Genomic DNA, 24,449 nt, shown 5'->3' with positions numbered 1-24,449 from the left:
AGGCTTATTTATACTTATTATGCTTTTATAAAAATAATAAAAACACCTAATACCATATTTGAACTATATATATTACTAAAATTAGTTCAAATATAAGTTTAGATGTTTTTATAAATATAATTATAAAATTAATTTTTTCTTTGATTTATTCATTATCTTTTCAACTATAGGATCAAATAATTCAGCTATTTCTTCTTCCTCTTCTACTAATTCTAAAGAACCATAATTAGTAATAGCTCTATGCATAGGTAGTTCTCCTAGAAGTTCTACATTCATATCTTTTAAGAATTTCTCTGTACTTTCACCGTTAAATAATTTAATAGTTTTATCACAGTCAGGACACTTAATGTAACTCATATTTTCTATTACACCAAATATATCTATATTCATTTTTCTAGCCATATTTATAGACTTAGAAACTATCATAGAAATCATATCTTGAGGAATAGAAACCATTACTACCCCCTTAATAGGTATAGTTTGCATTACTGTTAATGGAACATCTCCTGTTCCTGGTGGCATATCTATTATTAAGTAATCTAACTCTCCCCAATATACTCCAGTCCAAAATTGCTTTACAACACTAACTATAGCTGGACCTCTCCAAATGACAGCTTCATCTTCCTTTTCTACAACTAAATTTAAAGACATAACTTTAATTCCTTCGCTGCTTTCTACTGGGAAAATAAGAGTTTCTGTCCCTCTTGCTCTTTCTTCCTCTATATGAAGCAATCTTGGTATACTAGGTCCTGTTATATCTGCATCCAAAATCCCTACTCTATATCCTCTTTGAGCTAATTGTCTAGCAATCATAACGGACATAGTAGATTTTCCAACTCCACCTTTACCACTCATTACAGCTATTATATTTTTTATCTTATTTTCTGGATTATTTTCAATTCCACATTGTGTTTCATCTTTTCCACATGATCCATTACTTGGACATGTACTACAGTTTCCCATTTATTTCACCTCATTTTATTTATCTTTATTTATGATAAGTTTATTCCTAATATTTTTCTTTGTCAAATATAAAAAAATGTCCCTTGATTTAACCCACATATTAGATCAAATCAGGGGACATACCTATTTATTTATAATGATTTTTTTGACATATAGTCCTTCCAATCACCATTTTTTATGTAAATACTATTTTCTTCGAAAACATCTTTATCATTCATAGTATAATAATAAACATAACAACTTTCCTTACTTCCGTCTAAAAGTTCAACATCCATTACTACCCTATTGTATTCATTTCTACTATCATTTACCCCATAGTAATTTTCCATTTCATCCATTGGAATCATTACACTTTCAAAGTCATTTAAAGTCATTATTTCCCCAATTACCACATCATCCCCTTCAATTAATGCAGGATAACCTTTGTGTGGCATATGATATAATTTACCTTTTACTTTTCCATCTTGAGCATTTGATACTTTTCCTAACAAATATTTATTATAGTTAAAGAAACCTGTTCTTAAACTACCATAAACAAAGATCCTCTTTTGTTCCTTTGGTTCTAACATTTTAGCAAATTGCTCCACCAACAGCCTTAATATCTTCTATATTTTCTACTGCTGCTTTTATTGATAATTCTAATCCTTTTGAAATATCAATTGTACTCATTGATGGTTTTTCTGGCTTATCAACTACTTGTGATGGTATATATGGAACATGTATAAATCCTGCTCTAATATTAGGATATTTCTTATCAACTAAGTATAATACTCCATACATAACATGATTACATACAAAAGTTCCTGCTGTATTTGAAACTGATGCTGGAATTCCATTTATCTTCATTTCATTAACCATAGCTTTTATTGGTAAGTTAGAGAAATATGCTGCTTCTCCATCTTCATATATAGTAATATCTAATGGTTGATTACCCTCATTATCTTTAATTCTTGCATCATCCATATTGATTGCAACTCTTTCAGGAGTAATTCCAAATCTACCCCCAGCTTGCCCTATAGAAATAACTATATCAGGTCCATAAGCTTCTATAGCTTCTTCTATTTTTTCTAAAGATTTTCTAAATACTGTTGGAATCTCAAGTTTAATTACTTCAGCTCCAGCAATAGTATCAGGTAATAACTTCACTGCTTCTAATGCTGGATTTATTGCTTCTCCTCCAAATGGATCGAATCCTGTTATTAAAACTTTCATATTCATCTTCTCCTTTGTTATTCTTAATTAACTGGTAAATTTTTATTATTTATTGTGGTAAGAATTATGAGATATCTTCTAATAAATAAATTATTTAGAAAATATCTCATATATATTATAACATATTAAATTATTCTTTTAATTAAAATGCTAAGAAGTACATTAATACAATATGAATAGCTAATAAAAGTAAAGCTACTGGTGCTTGATGCTTGATTATTGAATTCTTATCTTCAATTTCAAGTAAAGCAGCTGGCATAATATTAAAATTAGCTGCCATTGGTGTTAATAATGTACCACAATAACCTGCTGTTAATGCAAGAGCTCCTGCTATTGCAACATTAGCACCTTGTGCAAATACAAATGGTATTCCTATACCAACTGTAATAACTGAAAAGGCTGCAAAAGCATTTCCCATTATCATAGTAAATACTGCCATACCTATACAATAAGCAGTAACACCTATAAATATATTTCCTTGTGGTAATACACTTGATATTCCTGATGAAATTACATCACCAACTCCTGCTGCTGTAAATAATGCACCAAGCGCTGCTAATAATTGTGGAAGTATACTTACTGCACCTACTGATTGAAGCATTCTATCTGATTCTTCAACTAAAACTCTAGGCTTAGCCTTAGTAATAATAAACGTAACTATTACTGCAATAACTGCTGCAACACCAATTGCTGCTGTTCCTGATATTGGTGTAAATTGAGCAATTGCTAATGCTGCTAAAGCTATAACTAATGATGGTATAAATACCTTTAATCCTAATTTTTGTGCTTGTTCTTCTCCGAACTTTTCATCTAATGCCTTAACAGTTCCTGGTTTAACTTGTTTAGTTAAAGTAAGTACTGCTATAACAACTAATATCCCACCAACAACTACTGATGGTATATATGGTCCAAATATAAATATTACTCCTAGTAATGCCCAAAATAAGGCTGTCCCTATTTTTGCTTTATGATTTTTATCACGTAATGTTAATACAGCTGTATTTAACATCATAATTCCAATTATTATGTAGAATATTTCTAATAACATATTAGAAATTGCTGCAAAATCCATATATCATTTCTCCTTCGTGCTTATTTATTCTTTTTTCCAAACTGTCTTTCTAATTGCTTGTCCAATAATATGTTTTGAATTAAAACTAATCCAAAAGCAATTATTGCTATAGGAATCGAAGCTTTTGCAATATCTAATCCTGTTGTTGCATATCCTAACTCGCTTAATGTATTAGCAATTAATAAAACTCCTGAACTTGCTAAGAATAAATTTTGCCCATAGAAATTACCGTAGTTATCCATAGATGCTGCCGCTGCTTTTATTTTAGCCTCTGTTTTCTCATCTAGCTTTCCGTACTTGCTTATTGCCGCACCTTGAGCCATTGGATTTATTAAAGGTCTAACAAATTGAGGATGTCCACTTATTCTTAATGACATAGCTCCAGCAATTTGTCTTATTAAACAATATAATGTTAAAAGCTTTCCTGTTGAAAGATTCTTAACTTTCTTAATTAATGAAACTGCTTTTTCTTTTAATCCATATCTTTCTGATATACCTATTACAGGTAATGTTAATATAAAAATTGTTATTAATCTTTGATTAACAAATGTGTTACCAAGGATTGATAATATTTCAGTAATATCCATGTGCGCTGCAAACCCTGTAGCAAGAGCTGATATTATAATTACCGCTATACTATCTAATTTCAGTGCAAACCCTACTATTACCATTAATATTCCTATTAGTACCATTTCCGTTCCCTCCATTATATATCCTATATTATATTTATACTTCTTTTTTCTACATTTGTCTACAAGAATTTTGTGTAAATACACCCCCTTTATGCAATTTATTTAATTTGATATCGTTTTTATTAACAAAACATTAATATTTCATCTCTTTTCAATGCACTTTATTACATGTAATATTTTTTTAGATTTTTCACTTTTTTAAATAAAATCAAACTTTTTTTGCATAATTATTCAGCGCGATCATAATAATTATGATCATAATAATCATCCTTTTTATCATAATATTGAAAATCCTTATAATTATTATAGTAATCATAATCATCAAAATAATAATGAAAATCCTCTATTTTATTCATATCATTATTATTTAAATTATTATCTGGAAATGTATTATATTGTTTTATATTATTTTGATTAAAATAATCATCATAATCTGATGTTGGTACTTCTATAGTAATATTTTTATTTACTATACTAAAAAATAAAATTAAAGTTAGACAATTTATTATTTCATATTTCTTCTTCATGATTAACACCTCTTTCCTATCTATTCATTACACTTATTTTCACCTACAATTTGAATTTTTATTAATAAAAATGACCATATCAAAACTCAAATAATATTTTGATATGGTCATTTTAAAATTTTTAATTTTTCTTATATATCTCTATAAAAGTATCTTTATATCCCTTTGCTATTAATTCAGCTTTTCTATTTTCTGCATTTACTCTCTCTTTAAAGCTTCCTACAACACACCTATAATATACTTCATCACTCTTTGAATTATTAATATCACTTATTTCTTTTCCTATTTGCAATAAGCAGCCCTTAACTATTGATTGAACTATTTTTTCAAAATTTGATTCAAATAAAGAATTATCTGAAGTGTTATCTATAAAACCAACTTCTAATAATATTGCAGGGCATTTTGTTTCTCTTAAAACATGAAAATTTGAAACCCTTACTCCTCTATTTACAAAACCATTTTTAACTACCTCTTCATTAACTCTATTAGCTAATTGTTCTGCAGTTCCCCCAACAGCATATATATGAGTTTCAATCCCTTTTGCAACTTCTGGCTGATATGCATTTCTATGAATACTTACGAAATAATCATAATTTCCTGAATTCTCTTTATTACTTCTATCAGATAAGCTTATAGTATCATCTGTAACCCTTGTATAATAAACATTTTCTCCATTCTTTTTTAATGCTTCTCCAACTCTTAAAGCTAATCTAAGAACATCATCACATTCTCTTCTTTCCTTATAAGTTGCCCCTGAATCTGCTCCACCATGACCTGGATCTAATAACCATTTTGCCATGCTGTATATACCTCCTTTAACATTTTAATTCATCACTATAAATATATACACTGGAACATCTTTATTTACATTATTTTTGTAGTATTTTATAAATAATGCACTAATCTAAACTATGTAATTTATTTTATATGTATTTGTATTTTTCCTAAAGATTTCTCCATCCCATTACTGCTAACTCTAGTTATTATATATATCTCACAAAAATCTCCTAATGTTTCAATTTTATTGTCATTTATATATTTCATAATAATATCATAATACTTCTTTGTATCATTATAATCATCATCAAAATTTAATGTTAAATATTTACCTTTAGGTAAAATTATTTTATCATATTCTTCAATATTCATTCCTCTAGTAAAGTTTATCATTGTATTTTTATAAGTTATTTGATTATTTTCTTTAAGCTTATTATAAGAAACAATAAAACCTAATTCCTTATTAAAATAACTATACTTTCTTTCTATCTCTGATAAAATTTTACTTAAATTTACTTCAAATTCCTCTGTAAATCTGTTTGTATTATTATATTTTATAAAGGTTCTTTCCTCATAAAACTTTATAAATATTTTATTTAATCCTTCATTTAATAAAAGCTTTATTCGATCTTCTAAAAAAGTAATATTGTTATTTATCTTATTTAATTCTTCTATTTTTTCATTTATTATTTTTTTCTGCTTTCCTATAACTTGTAACATCGATTCTGGTGATGTATAGTTTTCTATTATACTTTTTATCTCTTCTAAAGATAACCCCATAGATTTGCATTGTTTAATTAAATCTAATATTATAAAATCCTTAGTGCTATAATATCTATATCCAGTATTTTCATTTGTATATGAAGGTTTCAACAATCCCACTCTATCATAATGTCTTAATGTCTCTACCGTAATATTATGTATTTTAGCTACTTCTCCAATTGAAAATTTAGATATCATATCTATTCCCTTTCTAAAATTCTTATTATCAAAATATAATAAACACTATAAAGATTAAAAATTATTTAAATTTAATAAGTATAAATCTTTAAATATTAACTCATCTTCTAAAGCTATCTAGTTTATTTCTTTTAATATTGCTATTTATTCTATCATTTTAAATATTTATCTTCAATTATTTTATACTTAATAACTGTTTTTTATTTTAAAACAACTTATTAAATATAAAAAACTGTATTGAGATATAATATTTTAATATCTCAGTACAGTTTATATACTAAAAATCTTTAATTTGCTTCTATAACTCTATAGGTATGCAACTTTATATTTCCAACTATTTTTATAGTTATAAATGTTAAAGTCTCAGAAATAATTGCACTTACCCAAATACCATTTACACCGAAAAACCTTCCTAGTACAAATAGACATATTGGTAAATACACTACTGATCTTAATATACAGCTCAAATTAGAATACTTAGGAATTTCAATTGCTTGGTAATAAACTAAATTATTTAAATTTAGCCCTACTGCAAAATAACTCAAGCATGCTATTTTTAATGCATTATAAGCTAATTCTGCTATTTGTCCATCACTTGTAAATATTGATATTAATACTGGACCAAATACAAAGCTTATAACAACAAAAAAGGCTGTTATTAATATATTTGAAATACTTGTTATCTTAAAGAATCCTAACATTTTCTCGCCATCTTTTTTCCCATAATTATAGCTGACAAGTGGTTGTACACCTAATGTTATTCCATATAAAACCATATATATATTAGTAGTTAGATAATTTAATATACTATATGCTGAAATTCCAACTTCACCTACATATTTTACTAACGCTATATTATGAAGTAAAACAATTATAGAATAACTTCCTTGTGCAAAAAATGATGGGAATCCTATAGTACAAAATTCCTTTACTGTTTTAAATGACACTTTTACGTTACCAAATGATAAAAATCCTTTTTTCATAATAAAGTGAGGTATTAATATACTTACTGTTATTATTTGTCCAAGACCAGTTGCTATAGCTGCTCCTTTAATTCCCATTCCTAAGTTAAAAATAAATATATAATCTAAAATTATATTAGTAATAGCTCCACTTATAGTTGATACCATTGCAAGCTTTGGTCTACCATCATTTCTAACAAAACTATTTAAAACAATTCCAATTAAATTTGGTATACAAAATATTGCATAAAATCTTAAATAATCTACCGCAAGTGGCTTTAACACTTCAGTAGCTCCTAATACTGTTACTATTTGGCTAGTAAATACCACACATACTATACTTATTATTAAACTAAATATTAACAGTGCTTTAAAAACCTGTCTAAAAATATTAACTGCTTTTTCTACATTATTTGCTCCAATATTTTTAGAAACTAAGGCTCCACCACCAATGGCAAACATAGAAGCTAATCCAAATAACATTACTGTAAAAGGAAGAACTATATTTACTGCTGCTAAAGCAGAATCTCCAACACCTTGTCCCACAAATATTCCATCAATTACTGTATATAGTGAAGAAATAAACATAGCTAATGCTGATGGAATAGCATATTTAAAAAATTCTTTTCTCATATATATCTCCTTTATTTTTTTATCCTTTTCAAATTATAAACTCTTGTCTTACACAAGAGTCAATACATTTTATCTAATTTTATAACATATAAAAAGAAATTATCTTAAAAATACTGAATATATAATATATTTTCTTATAAGATAATTTCTTATATTTATTCACACTATAATATCATTTTTATACATTTGAAATCTTATTTCGGTATATTCTTTCTTTATTATAACTAAAAAAACCTTTAATATAAGTATTTACTCATATTAAAGGTTTTAATTGTATTCAAACTACAAATATTTATTTCTTCTACTATTATTTATATAATTTATTGCTCTCATTTTAAATCTATCATATTCTTTTATTTCATAAAAATGATTTAAATCAGATACTAAAAATAGTGCACTCATTATTAAATATTTTAAATCATTTAAATTATTTTTATTCTCATCATCAACTTGAATTTCATCACTTTCAAATTTTATTTTTTCATAATTATTTAATGCTATTTTTAAATTCATTTTAATTTGCTCTTCACTAAAAGCTTCAAAATTTTCTTTAACTATTTTATCGATAAATTCTATAAATTCTTCATTTATATGTGTAAATTTTTCATATGTACTTATTAAACTCATACTATTCCTCTTCCTAATTAATTATTATATAGTCAATTATATATCAATATTAGAAAGTTTTAAACTTAAAAAGATTTTAATAATATTTTGCTTTATTATATTAGAGATTAGTGTAAATTTCTCTAGCTTTTAATTTTTAATATTAAATTATTTGACCTTTTCTTTTAAACTCAATAAGTGTTAATACTTCATCTACTCCTAAAGCTATTAGTAGTAAAACTAATAAAATAGGCCAAACTCCATTTATTAAGCTATAAATTTTATATATAAAATATGGTTGTATTATTTTCACGTCAATAATACTTAAAACAACCCAAATTGCAGAAAATCTTAAGCATATAAGTCCTTCATAATTATATTTTTCTTTTGAATAATCCCAATAATCCTTATTAAAAAATTTTCTCATTATTAAGCCTGTTATATACTCTACTGATGTTGGAATTATAAGTGATATTATAACTAAAAATATTATATTTGGTACACACTTATATAGTTCAAGTATCCAAGCCATAGCTATTGCATACATTGGTTTAAATGGACCTTTTAAAAAACCATCATATTGAAAATGGCCATTAACATAATAACAAAAAATATTTTCTATTATCCATCCAATAAAACCATAAATAAAGAAATTATATAAAAATTCCATAATTATTCCTCCTTAGTTATTTTAGTTTCTCTAATGTTTATAAATTTTATCCATAAAAAAAGCATTTAAATAAAATTTTAAATACCTTTTTTATATTTATTTCTTATTTCTAATTAATTGCTTTTCATTTTCCATAATACTTTTATTTTTTATATTGCTATTTAGCTTAAATTTTCTTTCAAATATATTTTTAATTTTATATGGTAAATTTAACATTTTATCAATTTTAGAATCATTTATTTTTTTAACTACTAATATTGTAATTTCCGCTAATAAAATTCCACCAATAACATCTAATACAAAGTGTTGTTTTATAAATAATGTAGATAAAATTATTAATACTCCTATTACTTGTGTATAATAAAATTTCTTCTTTGAATTCTTATACTTTGTATATCTCATTATAAAATAGGTTGTTAAAACATGTAGCGACGGAAAACAATTCACTGGCTTATCTACTAAATATATAATATTTACCAACTCATTTAGTATATTACTATTTGAAATTATAGGCCTACTAATTTCTGTTGGGTATATATAATATACAGCATAACATACACACATACCTATAAAAAATGATATAAATAATCTCATATAATCTTTTCTTGAATTCATCACTACAAACAAAAAACCTACTATAACATATATATACCAATATACATATGGAACAATAAATATAGATTTAAATGGAATTATTTTATCTAATGCAATTGTAAGATTATGACCATTCTTAGTTAAAAAACTAGCTAAAATGTAATTTACATTAATTATTGGAATCATAATAAACCAAACTAAATCTAATACTTTTATTTCAACATTATTTATTTTTATTACATCAATTTTAATTTCCACATTACCACCACACTTTTGCTATAAAAGCTATACTATTTTAATTTAAACTATAATTTATTCTATGTACTTATCCGTTATAAATAATCACTTAACTAAAAAAAGTTACATCAAAATTATAGTAAATTATTTAATACTACTGTTTTGATATAACTTTCCTATATTTAAAGTTTAATAATTTTCTATAAAAACTTCAAAGTATCCTTGTGGATGTAAACAAGCTGGACATACTTTAGGGGCTTCTTCTCCCTCAAAAATATATCCACAGTTATTGCACTTCCATAAAACAACTTCATCCTTTTTAAATACAGAGTTACTCTCTATATTTTTAAGTAATTTTAAATATCTTTTTTCATGTCTTTTTTCTACTTCTGCTATTCTTTCATAGGCTACTGCAATATCAATAAAACCTTCTTCTCTTGCAATTCTAGCAAACTCTGGATAATCCTTAGACCACTCTTCATGCTCTCCTGAAGCTGCAGCCTTAAGATTCATTAATGTTTCATCATATAATGCAACAGGATATCCTGCTTCTATTTCTATTGCATCACCGTTATATTCATTTTTTAAAAATTTAAAAAATCTTTTAGCATGCTCTTTTTCTTGCTCTGCTGTCTCCATAAATATATTAGCTATTTGAACATAGCCCTCTTTCTTAGCTATACTTGAATAGTAAGTATAGCTTGTCCTAGCTTGGCATTCACCAGCAAATGATTTCATCAAATTTTCTGCAGTTCTTGTTCCTTTTATCATATTTTCCACCTCCATATTTATAATTATTACCCTATCTATCCAATATATTCCTTTTTATGCATGAATAATAATTATTATTTGCTAAATTTTATTTTCATAAAAAAAGCAGTCTATATTCAAACGAAAGATTTATATCCTTCATCAAAATAAACTGCTCCACTAGTTGATTATTGTATTAATTTAGTAGTTTAAACATTTCTTTCACTGATTGTTTAATATTATCTGGTAAATTATTTAAAGCTCTTTGTCTCTTACTTTCATCCTTTATTTGTGCTATTCTCATTATTTCCTGTTGTAATCCTGGAGTTCTATTCAATTCACCTACTAATCTATTAAACTTATTTGCAAAAGCTGGATCTTCTTTCATTTTTCTATCAATCTTCATTATAAGTTCATATGGATTCATCTACTACTAATCTCCTTGAATTCTTTATAATTTCATAATATTCTTCATTATTATAAATGTTCATACTAAAATACCTATATTTATCTTAGTAAAAATATTTATTCAATGTATAAATTCATATTACTACTACACAAAATATTATATAGAGCATAAAACTTTAATTTAAAATATTCATCTTTTATAAGGAGGACTAAAAATGAAGGCTATAAATACTAATCTTATTCTTTTAAAAAAAGTAATATTATTATTAATTTTATTTTTATGTGTAATTAATTTTTCCTCTTATGCTTCTCTATCATCTCCAAATAATATAGAAAATTCTTCAAATGATAGTAATATTGAAAAAGAAATTAAAGGAGATACAAAAAAAATTGCCTATCTAACATTTGATGATGGTCCTAGTAAAAATACAGAGTTAATACTTGATATATTAAAAGATAATAACGTTCATGCAACCTTTTTTATAATTTCACCTTATATAGAACCTCATATTAAATTTGTTAAAAGAGCTTATGATGAAGGTAATGCTATTGGTAATCATACTGCAGATCATGAATTTCAATATGTTTATACTTGTGAAGAATCCTTTTTTAAGAGCTTTAATAAACAACAATACTTTATTAAAGATGTTACAGAAAATGATTGTACTATATTTAGATTTCCGGGGGGTTCACATAATACTATTGTTAGAAATGCTAGAGGAGAAGATTTTACTAAAAACATAACTTATAAATTAAATGAAATAGGAGTAAATGTTTATGATTGGAATGTAGATTCAGGTGATGCTAAGGGAAATAATATTCCTGCTTCTACTTTAATTAAAAATGTTGCTAAAGAAATTAAAGATAAAGATGGTAATTATAAAAATCCTGCAATAATACTAATGCATGATTGTATGACTAAGAATACCACTGTAGAAGCTTTACCTGGAATAATTAAAGTTTTAAAAGATGCTGGTTATGAGTTTGGAATATTAAAATAACTAAATTGCAAAGCAATTTAGTTATTTTTTTATTAATAGTTTATACCTGCTGGAACTATGTTTTCTTTATCTCTTGAAGAACAAGGAGTAACTCCATAAGTCATACTACAATATGGACATTTATCTACTAAGGTTTTCATTACAAAACTCTTTCCACAGCTACATTCTATCTCATGTTGTATTGATATTGGAAAATCTGCCTTTCCCTTACTTCTTACTAAATCAACAACAACTTTTCCATCTTTTTTATTCATACTTCCGCATCCACAGCTCATTTGTCTTCCTCCTATATTGTCATATTATATTTTTAATTATTATAACTGACTTGAAAAACTTTTTCAGTAACATAAGTTACAAATATATATAAAAATATTACTTCCACTATTTTTAATCATATTTTTTATCTATAACATAAAATTCCTTTACATAAACAAAATTTATAATTTGAAACACATTGAGTTTATATTGGAATATATTATAGTATATTACAATTCACTTAGGAGGATAAAATTATGAGCTGTAGATTAGGAAATTGTGTTTTTAAGACTGGTTATAATGAACAAATCGATGCTACTGTAAAATTACCAAAAGAAACTAGGAGCTGTATATTTGGTACAGTTATTGATTCTGCTGGTTTACCAGTTGCTGATGCTGTTGTTAAATTGCTTCAAATTGTTGATAAATGTGAATATCCAGTACCACTAACTCACACATTCACAGATGATAATGGACAATTTTTACTAGGGCCTTTATGTCCAAATACAACTTATATGTTAAAGATATATAGTGACAATACTCAAATAATTCAAAAATGTCTTAAAGTAAGTTGCTATAAAGGTGCTTGTATAAGCGTTAATAGTGTATCAAATGAATCTTCTAGTCAAGGATGCGGATGTTAGTTTTACACTGACTACTCCTTTATACGAAAGATAAGCTAAAAGGAGCTGTATATACAGCTCCTTTTAATTTACTAAATTACAAATTATTATCTGCAGCTATTTTATCTACTATTGCTTTTCTTTCTTCGCCTATAGCAGCAATTAATTTAGTTGGCATAAATCCATTTTTATAAATTCTATCATCATTTGCTTTTATCATAGCTACAACTGTACTTTCTAACTTTTCATATGATAATAAGTCATCTAGATATAAATCAATTACATCTTTTAATTTTGTTGCTAATTCTTTTGGATTTCTGTATACAGCTCTCATAGGTTACTCCTTTATTTATCATGTCTTTATTTTTCTATCCTCTGTATTATATATTAACTAAGAATTATTTACTAGATATTTTATAACTCTATTCCAATTCTAGAAGGAATCCCTTCTTCAAAAGGATGTTTTATGCATTTCATTTCTGTTACATAATTTGAAAGTTCTATAAGTTTTTCATCAGGATTTCTTCCTGTCATTACAACCTCTAATGTTTCAGGTTTACTTTTTAAAAACTCTATAACTTCATTCAATTCTACAAATCCATTATTTATTGTTCCTATTAATTCATCTAATATCAATAAATCATATTGTTCTTTTTCTATAATCTCTTTAATTTCTCTAAATCTAATAGTATGCTCTTTTTTAGCTTCTAATTTTTCTTCATCATTCATATTCCATACAAATTTATTTACTGGTTTTCCTGGTAAAAATGTTATATGTTCTTTTAACTTATCTAAAGATACTAACTCTCCACTTTTTCCACTTTTTAAAAATTGAGTTATAAATACCTTCTTCTCTCTACCAGCAGCTCTAATTGCTAACCCCATAGCGGCAGTAGTTTTACCCTTACCATTTCCACAATATATATGTATAAGTCCTTTTTCCACTATCTTCACTCCTAACATGTTATTTATAATTTATTTTTAACTATAATACTTTTTATATAATATTTTTGTCAATCTTTTATTATTTATAATTTCATTTTCAAGATTATCATAAATATTATAAAAAAGCTAAGAGAAATATTTAAAGTATTATCTAAAACTAAAATTTTAACAATACTCTTTTATCTCTTAGCTTATATTTAAATAAAATTTTATTATCTAATTAATATTAATATTAATATTAATGCAGCAACTATTTGTAATGATCCTACTCCTAGCGCATATAAAGATACAGCTTTTCCTTGTTTAAGTAGTTCTCTTACATTAACCCTTAATCCAATTGCTGCTAATGCAATAATTTCAAGATTATTACTTATACTTTTACATATATGTGATACATTTACCGGTATAACCTTTAATGAAAATAGAGCACAAGTTACAAAGAATCCTATAACATACCAAGGAATTCTTACTTTTTTCTTTTCTATTTCTTGAATTTCTTCTTCTACTATTTCCTCTTTGCTCTTATTTTTTAAATGTCCAAATACAAAAACTACAACAACTAACAATACAACTCTTAATATTTTAAAAATCATAGCCATGTCTTTTACAGATTCCCCAACCATAGCACCACTTGCAGCTACTTGCCCTACTGATTGTAATGTTCCACCTATTAAAGCTCCTGTTTGCATTGTATCAGCTTTAAATAATGTATTTGCTATTACTGGTAAAATAAACATTAAAACAATCCCTGTAATATTTACTATAGTAATTGCAATTCCTTTTTCCTTATCATCCGCATCAATTACTGGTGCCGTAGCTGCTATAGCAGATGACCCACATACAGCATTTCCGCTAGCCATTAAGAATCTAAAGTTTTGACTAAAGCCTAACTTCTTACCTATATATAGTGTCCCAACTATAGTTATTGCCATTTGTAGAACTATAAATACAAATCCGCCTACACCAAGTTCTAATAATGTACTTACACTTAATGTTGCCCCTAATAAAACGATTGAATAAGATAATATGTCCGTTTCTGAAAATTTGTAACCTTTTTGAAAAATATCTTGATTTAAAAATAAATTTCCTACAAACATTCCTAAAAATATTGATATCGTTCCTGCCCCTAGCTTTGGTACAAATTTAGCAATAAACATCCCTACAACTGCTACTGCTACTGCTACTAAAAGTCCAGGTAATATTCCTTTCATATAATTTATAAATTTATTATTTTTCATATATGTTAATTCCTCCTTAGAATTTTTTTCTCGCTTTTTACATAGCTTAGTATATCTATTTACTTATCATTAGTAAAATAAATATTAAATATAATAACCATTACTTTTTTAAATAATTAGTGTATAATATAATTATTACAGTTAGTTTATCCATTAATACTAGGAGGTTATTACATTGATTGAAGAATTTAAAACGTTTATTGCCGTTGTTGATTTTAAAAACTTTACTAAAGCAGCCGAATATTTAAATCTTTCACAACCAAGTGTGAGTACTCATATAAAAAACTTAGAAATAATCTTTGGTGTTACACTAATTAATAGATCTGTTAAACAAAAAACTATATCTATCACTGAAAGTGGTTATACTTTATATAAAAGAGCTAAAGAAATTATAAATCTTTTAGATGTTACTTTTCTTGATGTAAAGACACTTTCTAACACAGTTAAAGGAAGTATAAAAATAGGAGCTAGTTTAACTATAGGAGAATACATATTACCAAAATTTTTATCTCATTTTTCAAGTAAATATCCTGATGTTGATATAGAAGTAATTATAGAAAATACTTCTCTCATATCTAATGAACTAAAAAAAATGAAGTTAGATTTAGGAATTATAGAAGGCTCTGCCTCATCAGCCTTATTCAAACAAGAATATTTTTTACAAGATGATATGGTTCTTGCAGTTCCTTATGATAGTGATTTAAAAAATACAGAACTTAATTTAGATAATCTTCAAGACAGAAGATGGATTGCTCGTGAAGAAGGATCCGGAACTAGAGAGTATCTTGATTTATTTTTTACACAAAATAAAATTATTCCTAAAAGTATGATGGTATTAGGTAGTAATTTAGCTGTTAAGGAAGCTGTTAAAAATAATTTAGGATTAACTATTACATCTAGGCATGTAATTTCTGAGGCTGAATCTAAAAATGAATTATATTCTATAAGTCTTGGTAAACACTTTAGTCGTTCATTTTCATTTATATATTCTAAAGAATTAAAGCTCTCAAAAGCTGCAAGTATTTTTTTAGAAGAATTAAAAGACTATGCAGAAAAGCTTTAGTAATATAATATAATATAATATACAATAAATATACATTATAAAAAGGCGGTGGCTTTATGGCTATACATTTAATTACATATTATATGCAACAAACTTCTCATGATCATGATAATTGTGGATGTGGAAGTGAACATACTCATGAACATAGTGACTCTTGTGGATGTGGAAGTGAACATGAACACGAGCATGGTGAAAATTGTGGATGTGGAGGAGATCCAGATTACGATTTAATCACTGAAATAGAAACCTTAGGAAGATGGGCTCAATTCATGCCTACAGCTTTCCTTGTAGATACTACTCTTAATTCTGAGGAAATATTAGATAGATTATCTCCAACTATCGGTTCTAGAGATTTATTATTTGTTTCTAAAGTTACTTCAAATGATGTTGCTTGCTTAACACCTCAAGTAAAAGATTGGATGGAAAAAGTAGAATCAGAAAGTAAATAACACTTAATATATTGCGAAGCAATCTATTAAGTGAAGAGTGAAGAAGTAAGAGTGAAAAGTTTAAGGAAATAATTCAGCTTAGCTGAATTAAAAAAATATATATTTTAATAAACTGCCATAGTAGTTTCAATCTTAACTCTTCACTAATCACTATTACCTTGAATAAATTGCTTCGCAATTTAGTTACAGCACATCTGAAAATAATCTTGAAATTGCTTCTTTAACTTTAACACCCCTGCTTCTATTCTTATATTTTTCTAGTGTAAGTTCTTCACATTTTAATATATCCTTTTCAAACTCACCTTTTTGCTCTTTTGCTATGATTTCAGAATAAATAAAAGCATTAACCTCAAAGTTTAATTCAAAACTTCTGGTATCCATATTAGCAGTTCCAATTGAACATATTTCATCATCAATAACTACAGTTTTAGCATGTAAAAATGCATTCTTATCATAATGATATATTTTCACTCCAAAATCCAACAAATCTCCAGCATTAACCAAATTTACCCAATATACAAATGGATGGTCTCCCTTTCCTGGTAGCATTATTCTTACATCTATACCTGATGTAGATGCTAACTTTAAGCTATCTGATATGCTTTTATCTATAATTAAATAAGGTGATTGAATATATATGTATTTTTTTGCTTTTTGTATCATCTTTAAGTATGCCAATTTAATTTCATATCTATCACTTAAATTTGGCCCACTTGAAACTATTTGCATTCCAATATTAGCATCTGTGCTTTTTTCATCATCAATATCTAATACAGGACTTAAGTCTACTTCTTCCTTAGTTGCATATCTCCAGTCTGCTAAAAATCTTAAGTTTAAATCCTTAACTGCACTCCCCTTAAATTTAATATGAGTATCTCTCCAATATCCAAACTTCTTATCTTTTCCTAAATACTCATCTCCAACATTAAATCCTCCAACAAATCCTACCTTATTATCAATTACAACTATCTTTCTATGATTTCTAAAATTCATATTAGGATTTATAAACTTTAACCAAGAGGGAAAAAATTCACCTGTTTTTCCTCCCACAGCTCTTAACTTCTTCAAAGCATTTCTATTTAATAATCTACTTCCAACAGAATCATATAATAATCTAACCTCAATACCACTTTTCGCTTTTTCTTCTAATACATCTAATATTTTTGTTCCTATATCATCATTTTTAAATATATAAAACTCTATATTTATACTTTTCTTTGCTTTATTAATACTATTTAGTAACTCTTCAAAAAACTCTTTTCCATCCGAATACATATGAACTTCATTATCATTCCTATATGGAGAATAATCCATAGCCTCTAATGCCATTATCATATCTATGTTTTTCAACTCATTACTTTCTACCTGTAATTGACTTCTTTTTTTAACTTGCTTACTATATTTCTCAAAAATCTTTATTTCTACATTTTTAATTCCAAACATATTAGAATTATTTATTTTTCTTCCAATTAATAAAAATGCTATGAATCCTATATACGGCGCTATATATAAGATTAATGTCCAAGCTATAATACTATTTGCTGAACGCTTTTCCTTAAATACCATATAAACTATTGTAAGTATATTTATAATATGAATTAAAACAGCTAAAAACTTAAACATAATCACTTACTCCTTTATAAATTATTCTTTACTAAATCTATACTATTTATTTATATCTAAATTTTATTACAGTATATATCAATAAACTATCCCTTATCAAATCTTATATTATAATTTGTAAAACTTTTTATAAAAAAATAAAACCCCTATTAATATTATATTTAAACTAATAAATACTTTTTTAATAGAAGTTTTATTTTTAAATTTTTATTTAATTGCTCCCTTAGTTACTCCATTTATAATCCATTTTTGAGCAAATAAGTAGAATACTAATAAAGGTAATAATGCTAAAAGATAAGATGCAAATGCTACATTATAGTTTGTTCCAAATTTTGATTGGAATATATATTGAGCTAATGGTAAAGTTGCTGCACTTTGTTCACTTAGTATTACAAGAGGCATCATTACATCATTCCAAGCCCAAAGAGCTGTCATTATTCCAACCGTTGCATGCATAGGCTTTAATAAAGGGAATATAATCTTCCAGAATACTGTCCATTGCTTAGCTCCATCAACATAAGCAGCTTCTTCTAACTCTAGTGGTATATTCTTTAAATACCCAACATAAAGCAAAGTATTCATTGACATACCAAATACCATATATAAAATTATCATTCCAAGCTTATTATCTAAATTAAAGAAACTTACCTGTTTAACTAAAGGTAACATTAACATTGAAAATGGTACAAACATTGCACTTACAAAATAGAAGTATACAAACTTATAAAATTTCTTATGCATATTTCTAGCAATAACATATGCAACTAATGAATTTGTAACTATAGTTACTACTACTGCTCCAGCTGTTATAATAAAACTATTCATTATTGTATGAAAGAAATTAGTCATTTCAATCGCCTGTGCAAAATTACCAAAATTCCATTTTTCAGGTAATGATAATACATTTCCCATCATTTCAGATGGTTGTTTAAAAGCTATAACTATTGTTATATAAAGTGGAAATAATATTGTTAATGAACAAACTATAAGTAATATAGTAATTGGCCAATTAACTTTTCCATCTTGTTTTTTTATTAAAGATTTTTTCTTTGATTTAACTATATTATTAGGTTTTAAACTTACTTCTGCCATTATAGTTGTACCTCCCTCTTCTCTAATACTTTAATTTGGAATAATGATATAGCTACAATAACTATAAAGTATATAACAGAATTTGCTGATTGATATCCAAATTGACTTCCCCCAAATCCCGCTTTATATATAAGCATAGAGATTGATTCCGTTGATTGTGCAGGTCCTCCTCCTGTTAGTGACATAATTTGATCAAATACCATCAAGAAGTTTTTCATACATAAAACCATATTAATTGTAAAGAATGGTGCAATTAATGGGAATGTAATTTTTCTAAATTGTAGCCATTTACCTGCTCCATCAATTCCACTTGCCTCATAAACATCATCTGGAATAGTTTGAAGACCAGAAATATAAATTATAGTATTGAATGCAATCGCTTGCCAAGAAGCTACTATTACCACCGCTATCCACGCTAAATTTGTACTCCCTAAAATACTTTTACTAAAAACTTCACTGCCCATAATTTGTCCAACTTTAGGAATTATAAAAGTAAAAATATAATTAAATATATATCCTACAATTAAACCACCTAATATATTAGGTAAAAAATATAAACCTCTTAAAGTAGTTTTAAATTTAATTTTAGAATTTAATGCTAACGCTAAAGCTAAACTTATTATATTAACAATTATTGTTGCAACTATAGCAAACTTAAATGTAAACATATATGAATTTAATACTCTTGAGTCAGTAAATAAGTCCTTAAAATTCATTAGTCCAACAAAGTCGAAATCTCCAAACCCTCTAAAATTAGTGAAGCTATACATTACACCTTTCAATAATGGGAACGTATGGAATAAGAAAAATACAACTATCATTGGTATTATTGTACATAGAAAAAACCTATCTCTTTTTTTCATCTCTAATCACCTTCTATACTATTTCTTAATATATTGTCTATTTGCTTTTAACCATTCTTTTTGAAAATTATTTAAGAATTTATCTTTATCTCCATCTAATAAATATGTTTGAACCATATCTCCTGCTGGTAATTCAGCTGGATAGAAATGATCTTGGAAATCTACAACTCTTGAATTTTTAAAAAATTCATCAAAAGCTTCAAATTTAGAATCTTCTTGTTTTACTCCCTTAACTGCTGAAAATGCACATTGTTCATCAATATATGTTTTAGCATTCTCTTCTCTTAATAAAAAGTTTATAAATCTTATACTTTCTTCTTTATTCTTAGAGTCCTTTGGAATTGCAAAATAAACATCTACACCTGAAACTAATTTATTTTCTTCTTCGTTATTAGATGCTGGTAATGGGAACATTCCCAAATTTAAATTTGGATTTACTGTTAATATTGGTGCTATTGCATAACTTCCTTGAAGATACATTGCTGTTTCTCCTTGAGCAAAAGCAGTATTACCATCATTATATCCCACTCCAAAATTATCTGAATGTCCATAATCCATTAATTGAATTATTTTATCTGTTGTCTCATCATAAAGCTCATTAAATGTAGTTTCTAAATTATTTATTTTTTGAAAAGAATCACTACTAACTAAAGTACTAGCTATAGTATTCCAAGGTGGCAATGAAGTCCAAGAATCCTTTAATGTAAAATAAAAAGGTATTATACCATTATCTTTTACTATTTTTGCAACATTTATAAACTCATCCCACGTCTTTGGAATAGATAAATTTAACTTTTCAAAAATATCCTTATTATATATAACTCCACTTGCATTTAATGCATATGGGACACCAAAATTTCCTTCAACCTTTTCTAATTCAAGATCTTTTAACATTTGACTATAAACTGGGTCAATTACATCAAAGTCTATTTTACCACTTAAATCTTCTAATATATTAGCATCTACAAAATCTGCAAAAGTTCTATCTGCAGATAAGGAAATAATATTTGGTGCATCTCCTTTAACTAACCTAGTTTTTAGTACTGTTGTTGCATCTGGCGGTGCACTTACAACTACATCTATATCTGGATTTTCATGTTCAAACTTTTCTACTAGCTTTTTATAGGTATCTACAGCTTCTATTTTGTTGCTAAAAAACACAATTTGCTTTTTATCTTTACTTGTTCCAACATTACTTGAACATCCTGTGAAAAATGTTGTTACTATTGAAGTTGCTACTAAAATTGTTGCCATAACTACTTTCTTTTTCATTACCTCATCCCTCTCAAAATCATTCTATATAAACCATTTCATATATCGTTTACATTTATTATTTTAAATCTTTTTACTTAATTTCTAAATAGATAGATGTAATTAAAACATGTCTAAATGTTAGATTTATTATCTCGAGATACTTTAACTCATATTATACTCTATATTTTTATTATATACTTGCACTATATTTCCATTTTTTAACACATTCCTGCTTATTATTTCCTCTGTCATAGTTAATTAACATTAACTTATATTCGATAAAAAGTAAAATTAAAAATAATATTATTTTAGAAAATAACCACTTGAATTATATTATTTTCTAAAATAATATTATATATGACACTATTATAAAGCTATGGCTTAATGTTAGATTTAGGAGAACTTATGTTAGATATATATTTTTTAGAAAATAATAATAGTCATTTTACCGACTTATATCTTTGTTATTGTGGATTAGAACAATGTGCTCCACTCTACTCATTTGGACCTGCCGTTAGACCAAATTATTTAATTCATTATGTTCTAGATGGAAAGGGTTATTATTACGTAAACGATAATAAATACACAGTAACTAAAAATCAAGGATTTTTAATTGAACCAAATGTTGTAACTTTTTATCAAGCTGATAAAGATGATCCTTGGACATACTTATGGATTGGAATTGATGGTGATAAAGTAAAGCTTTATTTAAATTCAGTTGGGTTAGATAATGAGCATTTAATTTTTACTTATGATAAAGATGATTCATTGAAAAACTATGTATTAGAGATGCTAAAACATCATAAAATGTCTGATTCTGATGCCTTTAAAATTGAAGGTTTATTATACTTATTTTTCTCAAAATTATCCGAAGATAGAAAAGATGCATCTTTACTAACAAAAGAAGAAAATACTAATAATTATATAAATAAAGCAATTGAATTTATACAAAACAACTATCACAATCCAATTAAAGTAACTGATATAGCTGATTACATTTGTTTAAATAGAAGCTATTTAACTTCTATTTTTCAAAGCAACTTAAATATGTCACCTCAAAAATTTTTAATGAAATTTAGAATAACTAAGGCAGCTGAGCTATTATATAATACAGATTTGCCAATATCTAATATTGCTTATTCATGTGGATATAGCGACCCTTTAGCCTTTTCTAAAACCTTTAAAAAAATAAAAGGTGTTAGTCCTAAAGAATATAGAAATACAAAAAAGGAAACTACAGAAAAATATTTATTATCTAATGAAATCAACTAAAAAGTAGATTTGTAATATTGTGATATTACAAATCCACTTTTTATTAACTCTTATGCTGTTTTTATTGTTTCACCATTATTTAAATCTTCCAATATTGCTTCATATTCTTTTTCACTTAAATTATATCTTCTTAATGATATTATGCTAAATACTGCAATTATTCCTGGTACTATTGAATACATTAAGTGTATTCCATTAAGTGTAGTTACTGTTTGTGCTGCATTTGCTTCATATCCAACAAAAGCTAATACATATCCACATAATGCTCCACCTATTGCACTTGCAAGTTTTGTTTTGAAAATATTTGATGAAAATATCATACCTTCAGATCTCTTACCAGTCTTCCACTCACCATATTCAACACAATCTGCAACCATTGATGCTAAAGATATATTAGCAGCTCCCTCTGCAAGTCCCATAACAGTATTTATTACTAATAACATTGTTAAATTAGAATACTTTAATAAAAATATTGATAAAAATCCAAGAGCATTAATTGCAATTCCAAATAATGCTGTCTTTCTTTTACCAAGTTTTTTAGTTATAGCTGGTGTACATATTCCACCAATCATCCCTGATACTATACTAATTCCTGTTACTACTGGTATATAAACTTCTGCATTAAAATTATATTTTATATAGTATATTGAAAAACCATTTCTTAAAGCATAAGTTATTTCTAACATTAACATAGATATTAATACTATTCTTAATGGTTTATTAGTTCTAAACAATTCTTTTAATTGTTTTAATCCTTGTTTTTGTGGCTTTCTATCTGTATTTATTTCTCTAACACCTAATACAGTAATCCATGTACAAATAGCTGCTGTTATAGAATATACCGCTGCTACTATTGTCCAATTTCCAAACTTAGCTACTAAAGGAAGCGTAAATACTGACACTACTAAACTTCCACCAAAGGCAATAGTTCTTGCTGAAGTTATTATTTTTGTTCTACCTTGAGCTGATTGCGTTATATTTGCAGATAGTGACCAATATGGTGTATCCATAGCTGTAAAACATATACCCCATAATATATAAGAAACATATACCCAAACTATTTTTCCTGTATCGCTTAAATTAGGAGATGAAAAACACATTATTGTTGCTATTCCCATAAAAATTGGTACAAATAAAAGATAAGGTCTACTTTTTCCCATTTTAGATTTTGTGTTATCAACAATCATTCCCATAATAGGATCTGTTATAGCATCTATTATTCTTGCTACTAAAAATAATGTACCAACTGCTGCTGCACTTATTCCAAAACTATCTGTTAAATAAATTGTTAAATAAGTACCTATTAAAGCACATATAATATTATTTCCTAGACTCCCAATTCCAAAAGAAATTAACGTTTTCATTGAAACGTCACTTTCACTACTTCTTACTTTTTTTGATAATTCCATATTTAATTCCCCTTTTACTACTACATTTTATTCTACTAATAATTTTAACTATTATAACAATATTACTTTGATTTCTACACTTACATTATATAAATATTTCTTCCTATTTAAAACGCGTTAATGTTTTCAAAACATGGTTAAATGTTAGATGTTATTTTAAAATTCTATTTTTCATGATATATATATAATTAATTGAATATAAAAAGCAACATATACCTATATTGATATGCTCCCTTTATAGTAGACAGTTAAAATAATAAAACTGTCATTACTATAGAGGGAGCAATTTTTATGGGAAG

28 protein-coding genes are annotated in these 24,449 nt (G+C 26.3%); 5 read left to right on the top strand and 23 right to left on the bottom strand.

Annotated elements, in window-relative coordinates; translation table 11 throughout:
• Nucleotides 1-120: 120 nt before the first annotated feature.
• From HCG76_RS11240 to HCG76_RS11175, 14 genes are all read right to left on the bottom strand, one after another.
• Nucleotides 121-963: an Mrp/NBP35 family ATP-binding protein gene (locus HCG76_RS11240; RefSeq protein ID WP_221700446.1), complete on the bottom strand. Its 843-nt coding sequence runs from the start codon at nt 961-963 to the stop codon at nt 121-123.
• A gap of 131 nt (nt 964-1,094) precedes the next feature.
• Nucleotides 1,095-1,532 (bottom strand): gamma-glutamylcyclotransferase family protein, encoded by a 438-nt coding sequence (locus HCG76_RS11235; RefSeq protein ID WP_221700445.1) that lies wholly within the window; start codon nt 1,530-1,532, stop codon nt 1,095-1,097.
• Nucleotide 1,533: 1 nt separating this feature from the next.
• On the bottom strand, nt 1,534-2,175 hold the full coding sequence (gene pcp / locus HCG76_RS11230) for a pyroglutamyl-peptidase I (protein WP_221700444.1): 642 nt from the start codon (nt 2,173-2,175) through the stop codon (nt 1,534-1,536).
• Between the two features lie 142 nt (nt 2,176-2,317).
• Nucleotides 2,318-3,247 carry a DUF979 domain-containing protein gene (locus HCG76_RS11225; protein WP_221700443.1) on the bottom strand — a complete coding sequence of 310 codons (930 nt, stop codon included), beginning with the start codon at nt 3,245-3,247 and terminating at the stop codon, nt 2,318-2,320.
• Between the two features lie 20 nt (nt 3,248-3,267).
• Nucleotides 3,268-3,939, bottom strand: a complete 672-nt coding sequence (locus tag HCG76_RS11220) for a DUF969 domain-containing protein (RefSeq protein ID WP_221700442.1) — start codon at nt 3,937-3,939, stop codon at nt 3,268-3,270.
• A gap of 227 nt (nt 3,940-4,166) precedes the next feature.
• Nucleotides 4,167-4,466, bottom strand: a complete 300-nt coding sequence (locus tag HCG76_RS11215) for a hypothetical protein (RefSeq protein ID WP_221700441.1) — start codon at nt 4,464-4,466, stop codon at nt 4,167-4,169.
• Between the two features lie 121 nt (nt 4,467-4,587).
• A complete protein-coding gene (locus tag HCG76_RS11210) occupies nt 4,588-5,265 on the bottom strand; it encodes an N-acetylmuramoyl-L-alanine amidase family protein (RefSeq protein WP_221700440.1) in 678 nt (225 codons plus the stop codon).
• Nucleotides 5,266-5,384: 119 nt separating this feature from the next.
• Nucleotides 5,385-6,203 (bottom strand): MerR family transcriptional regulator, encoded by an 819-nt coding sequence (locus tag HCG76_RS11205; protein ID WP_221700439.1) that lies wholly within the window; start codon nt 6,201-6,203, stop codon nt 5,385-5,387.
• A 287-nt stretch (nt 6,204-6,490) separates the two neighbouring features.
• Nucleotides 6,491-7,798 carry an MATE family efflux transporter gene (locus HCG76_RS11200; protein WP_221700438.1) on the bottom strand — a complete coding sequence of 436 codons (1,308 nt, stop codon included), beginning with the start codon at nt 7,796-7,798 and terminating at the stop codon, nt 6,491-6,493.
• A 282-nt stretch (nt 7,799-8,080) separates the two neighbouring features.
• Nucleotides 8,081-8,425 carry a hypothetical protein gene (locus HCG76_RS11195; protein ID WP_221700437.1) on the bottom strand — a complete coding sequence of 115 codons (345 nt, stop codon included), beginning with the start codon at nt 8,423-8,425 and terminating at the stop codon, nt 8,081-8,083.
• A 142-nt stretch (nt 8,426-8,567) separates the two neighbouring features.
• On the bottom strand, nt 8,568-9,074 hold the full coding sequence (locus tag HCG76_RS11190; RefSeq protein ID WP_221700436.1) for a putative ABC transporter permease: 507 nt from the start codon (nt 9,072-9,074) through the stop codon (nt 8,568-8,570).
• Nucleotides 9,075-9,170: 96 nt separating this feature from the next.
• Complete coding sequence (locus HCG76_RS11185; RefSeq protein ID WP_294174714.1) at nt 9,171-9,926, bottom strand: phosphatase PAP2 family protein; 756 nt, start codon at nt 9,924-9,926, stop codon at nt 9,171-9,173.
• A gap of 168 nt (nt 9,927-10,094) precedes the next feature.
• Nucleotides 10,095-10,676 carry a rubrerythrin gene (rbr, locus tag HCG76_RS11180; RefSeq protein ID WP_221700435.1) on the bottom strand — a complete coding sequence of 194 codons (582 nt, stop codon included), beginning with the start codon at nt 10,674-10,676 and terminating at the stop codon, nt 10,095-10,097.
• A gap of 175 nt (nt 10,677-10,851) precedes the next feature.
• Nucleotides 10,852-11,082: a hypothetical protein gene (locus HCG76_RS11175; RefSeq protein ID WP_221700434.1), complete on the bottom strand. Its 231-nt coding sequence runs from the start codon at nt 11,080-11,082 to the stop codon at nt 10,852-10,854.
• Between the two features lie 196 nt (nt 11,083-11,278).
• Here HCG76_RS11175 and HCG76_RS11170 point away from each other — a divergent pair, with 196 nt between their 5' ends.
• Nucleotides 11,279-12,064 (top strand): polysaccharide deacetylase family protein, encoded by a 786-nt coding sequence (locus HCG76_RS11170; protein WP_221700433.1) that lies wholly within the window; start codon nt 11,279-11,281, stop codon nt 12,062-12,064.
• A gap of 32 nt (nt 12,065-12,096) precedes the next feature.
• On the opposite strand, the gene HCG76_RS11165 is transcribed toward HCG76_RS11170, so the two are convergent.
• Nucleotides 12,097-12,339, bottom strand: a complete 243-nt coding sequence (locus tag HCG76_RS11165) for a hypothetical protein (RefSeq protein WP_221700432.1) — start codon at nt 12,337-12,339, stop codon at nt 12,097-12,099.
• Nucleotides 12,340-12,576: 237 nt separating this feature from the next.
• On the opposite strand from HCG76_RS11165, the gene HCG76_RS11160 reads away from it, so the two are divergent.
• Nucleotides 12,577-12,963 carry a carboxypeptidase-like regulatory domain-containing protein gene (locus tag HCG76_RS11160; RefSeq protein WP_221700431.1) on the top strand — a complete coding sequence of 129 codons (387 nt, stop codon included), beginning with the start codon at nt 12,577-12,579 and terminating at the stop codon, nt 12,961-12,963.
• A gap of 76 nt (nt 12,964-13,039) precedes the next feature.
• On the opposite strand, the gene HCG76_RS11155 is transcribed toward HCG76_RS11160, so the two are convergent.
• From HCG76_RS11155 to HCG76_RS11145, 3 genes are all read right to left on the bottom strand, one after another.
• Nucleotides 13,040-13,276, bottom strand: coding sequence for a TIGR04540 family protein (locus HCG76_RS11155; protein WP_221700430.1), 237 nt, complete (start codon nt 13,274-13,276; stop codon nt 13,040-13,042).
• Nucleotides 13,277-13,356: 80 nt separating this feature from the next.
• Entirely contained in the window at nt 13,357-13,890 is a 534-nt protein-coding gene (locus tag HCG76_RS11150) for a cob(I)yrinic acid a,c-diamide adenosyltransferase (RefSeq protein ID WP_294174729.1), read from the bottom strand.
• 209 nt (nt 13,891-14,099) lie between these two features.
• Nucleotides 14,100-15,125 (bottom strand): YeiH family protein, encoded by a 1,026-nt coding sequence (locus HCG76_RS11145; RefSeq protein ID WP_221700428.1) that lies wholly within the window; start codon nt 15,123-15,125, stop codon nt 14,100-14,102.
• A gap of 175 nt (nt 15,126-15,300) precedes the next feature.
• On the opposite strand from HCG76_RS11145, the gene HCG76_RS11140 reads away from it, so the two are divergent.
• Nucleotides 15,301-16,188, top strand: coding sequence for a LysR family transcriptional regulator (locus HCG76_RS11140; protein WP_221700427.1), 888 nt, complete (start codon nt 15,301-15,303; stop codon nt 16,186-16,188).
• 56 nt (nt 16,189-16,244) lie between these two features.
• The gene (locus HCG76_RS11135) at nt 16,245-16,637 is read left to right on the top strand and encodes a hypothetical protein (protein ID WP_221700426.1); all 393 of its coding nucleotides are present in this window, start codon (nt 16,245-16,247) and stop codon (nt 16,635-16,637) included.
• A 183-nt stretch (nt 16,638-16,820) separates the two neighbouring features.
• Here HCG76_RS11135 and cls read toward each other — a convergent pair whose 3' ends face one another.
• The 4 genes from cls to HCG76_RS11115 all read right to left on the bottom strand — a co-directional run bounded on the left by cls (nt 16,821) and on the right by HCG76_RS11115 (nt 21,487).
• Nucleotides 16,821-18,260 (bottom strand): cardiolipin synthase, encoded by a 1,440-nt coding sequence (gene cls / locus HCG76_RS11130; RefSeq protein ID WP_260458107.1) that lies wholly within the window; start codon nt 18,258-18,260, stop codon nt 16,821-16,823.
• Between the two features lie 207 nt (nt 18,261-18,467).
• Nucleotides 18,468-19,352, bottom strand: a complete 885-nt coding sequence (locus tag HCG76_RS11125) for a carbohydrate ABC transporter permease (RefSeq protein WP_221700425.1) — start codon at nt 19,350-19,352, stop codon at nt 18,468-18,470.
• Nucleotides 19,352-20,215, bottom strand: coding sequence for a carbohydrate ABC transporter permease (locus tag HCG76_RS11120; RefSeq protein ID WP_221700424.1), 864 nt, complete (start codon nt 20,213-20,215; stop codon nt 19,352-19,354). The genes HCG76_RS11125 and HCG76_RS11120 overlap by 1 nt, the downstream gene beginning before the upstream one ends.
• 18 nt (nt 20,216-20,233) lie before the next feature.
• Nucleotides 20,234-21,487 (bottom strand): ABC transporter substrate-binding protein, encoded by a 1,254-nt coding sequence (locus tag HCG76_RS11115; RefSeq protein ID WP_221700423.1) that lies wholly within the window; start codon nt 21,485-21,487, stop codon nt 20,234-20,236.
• 387 nt (nt 21,488-21,874) lie between these two features.
• On the opposite strand from HCG76_RS11115, the gene HCG76_RS11110 reads away from it, so the two are divergent.
• Nucleotides 21,875-22,741: an AraC family transcriptional regulator gene (locus HCG76_RS11110; protein WP_221700422.1), complete on the top strand. Its 867-nt coding sequence runs from the start codon at nt 21,875-21,877 to the stop codon at nt 22,739-22,741.
• A gap of 50 nt (nt 22,742-22,791) precedes the next feature.
• Here HCG76_RS11110 and HCG76_RS11105 read toward each other — a convergent pair whose 3' ends face one another.
• Nucleotides 22,792-24,150: an MFS transporter gene (locus HCG76_RS11105; RefSeq protein ID WP_221700421.1), complete on the bottom strand. Its 1,359-nt coding sequence runs from the start codon at nt 24,148-24,150 to the stop codon at nt 22,792-22,794.
• Nucleotides 24,151-24,449: the final 299 nt, after the last annotated feature.

Source organism: Clostridium sp. K13 (assembly GCF_019734195.1).
Taxonomy (GTDB): domain Bacteria; phylum Bacillota; class Clostridia; order Clostridiales; family Clostridiaceae; genus Clostridium.
Note: the sequence above shows the minus strand (reverse complement) of the source record. Positions and strands in the feature narration are given on the sequence as shown.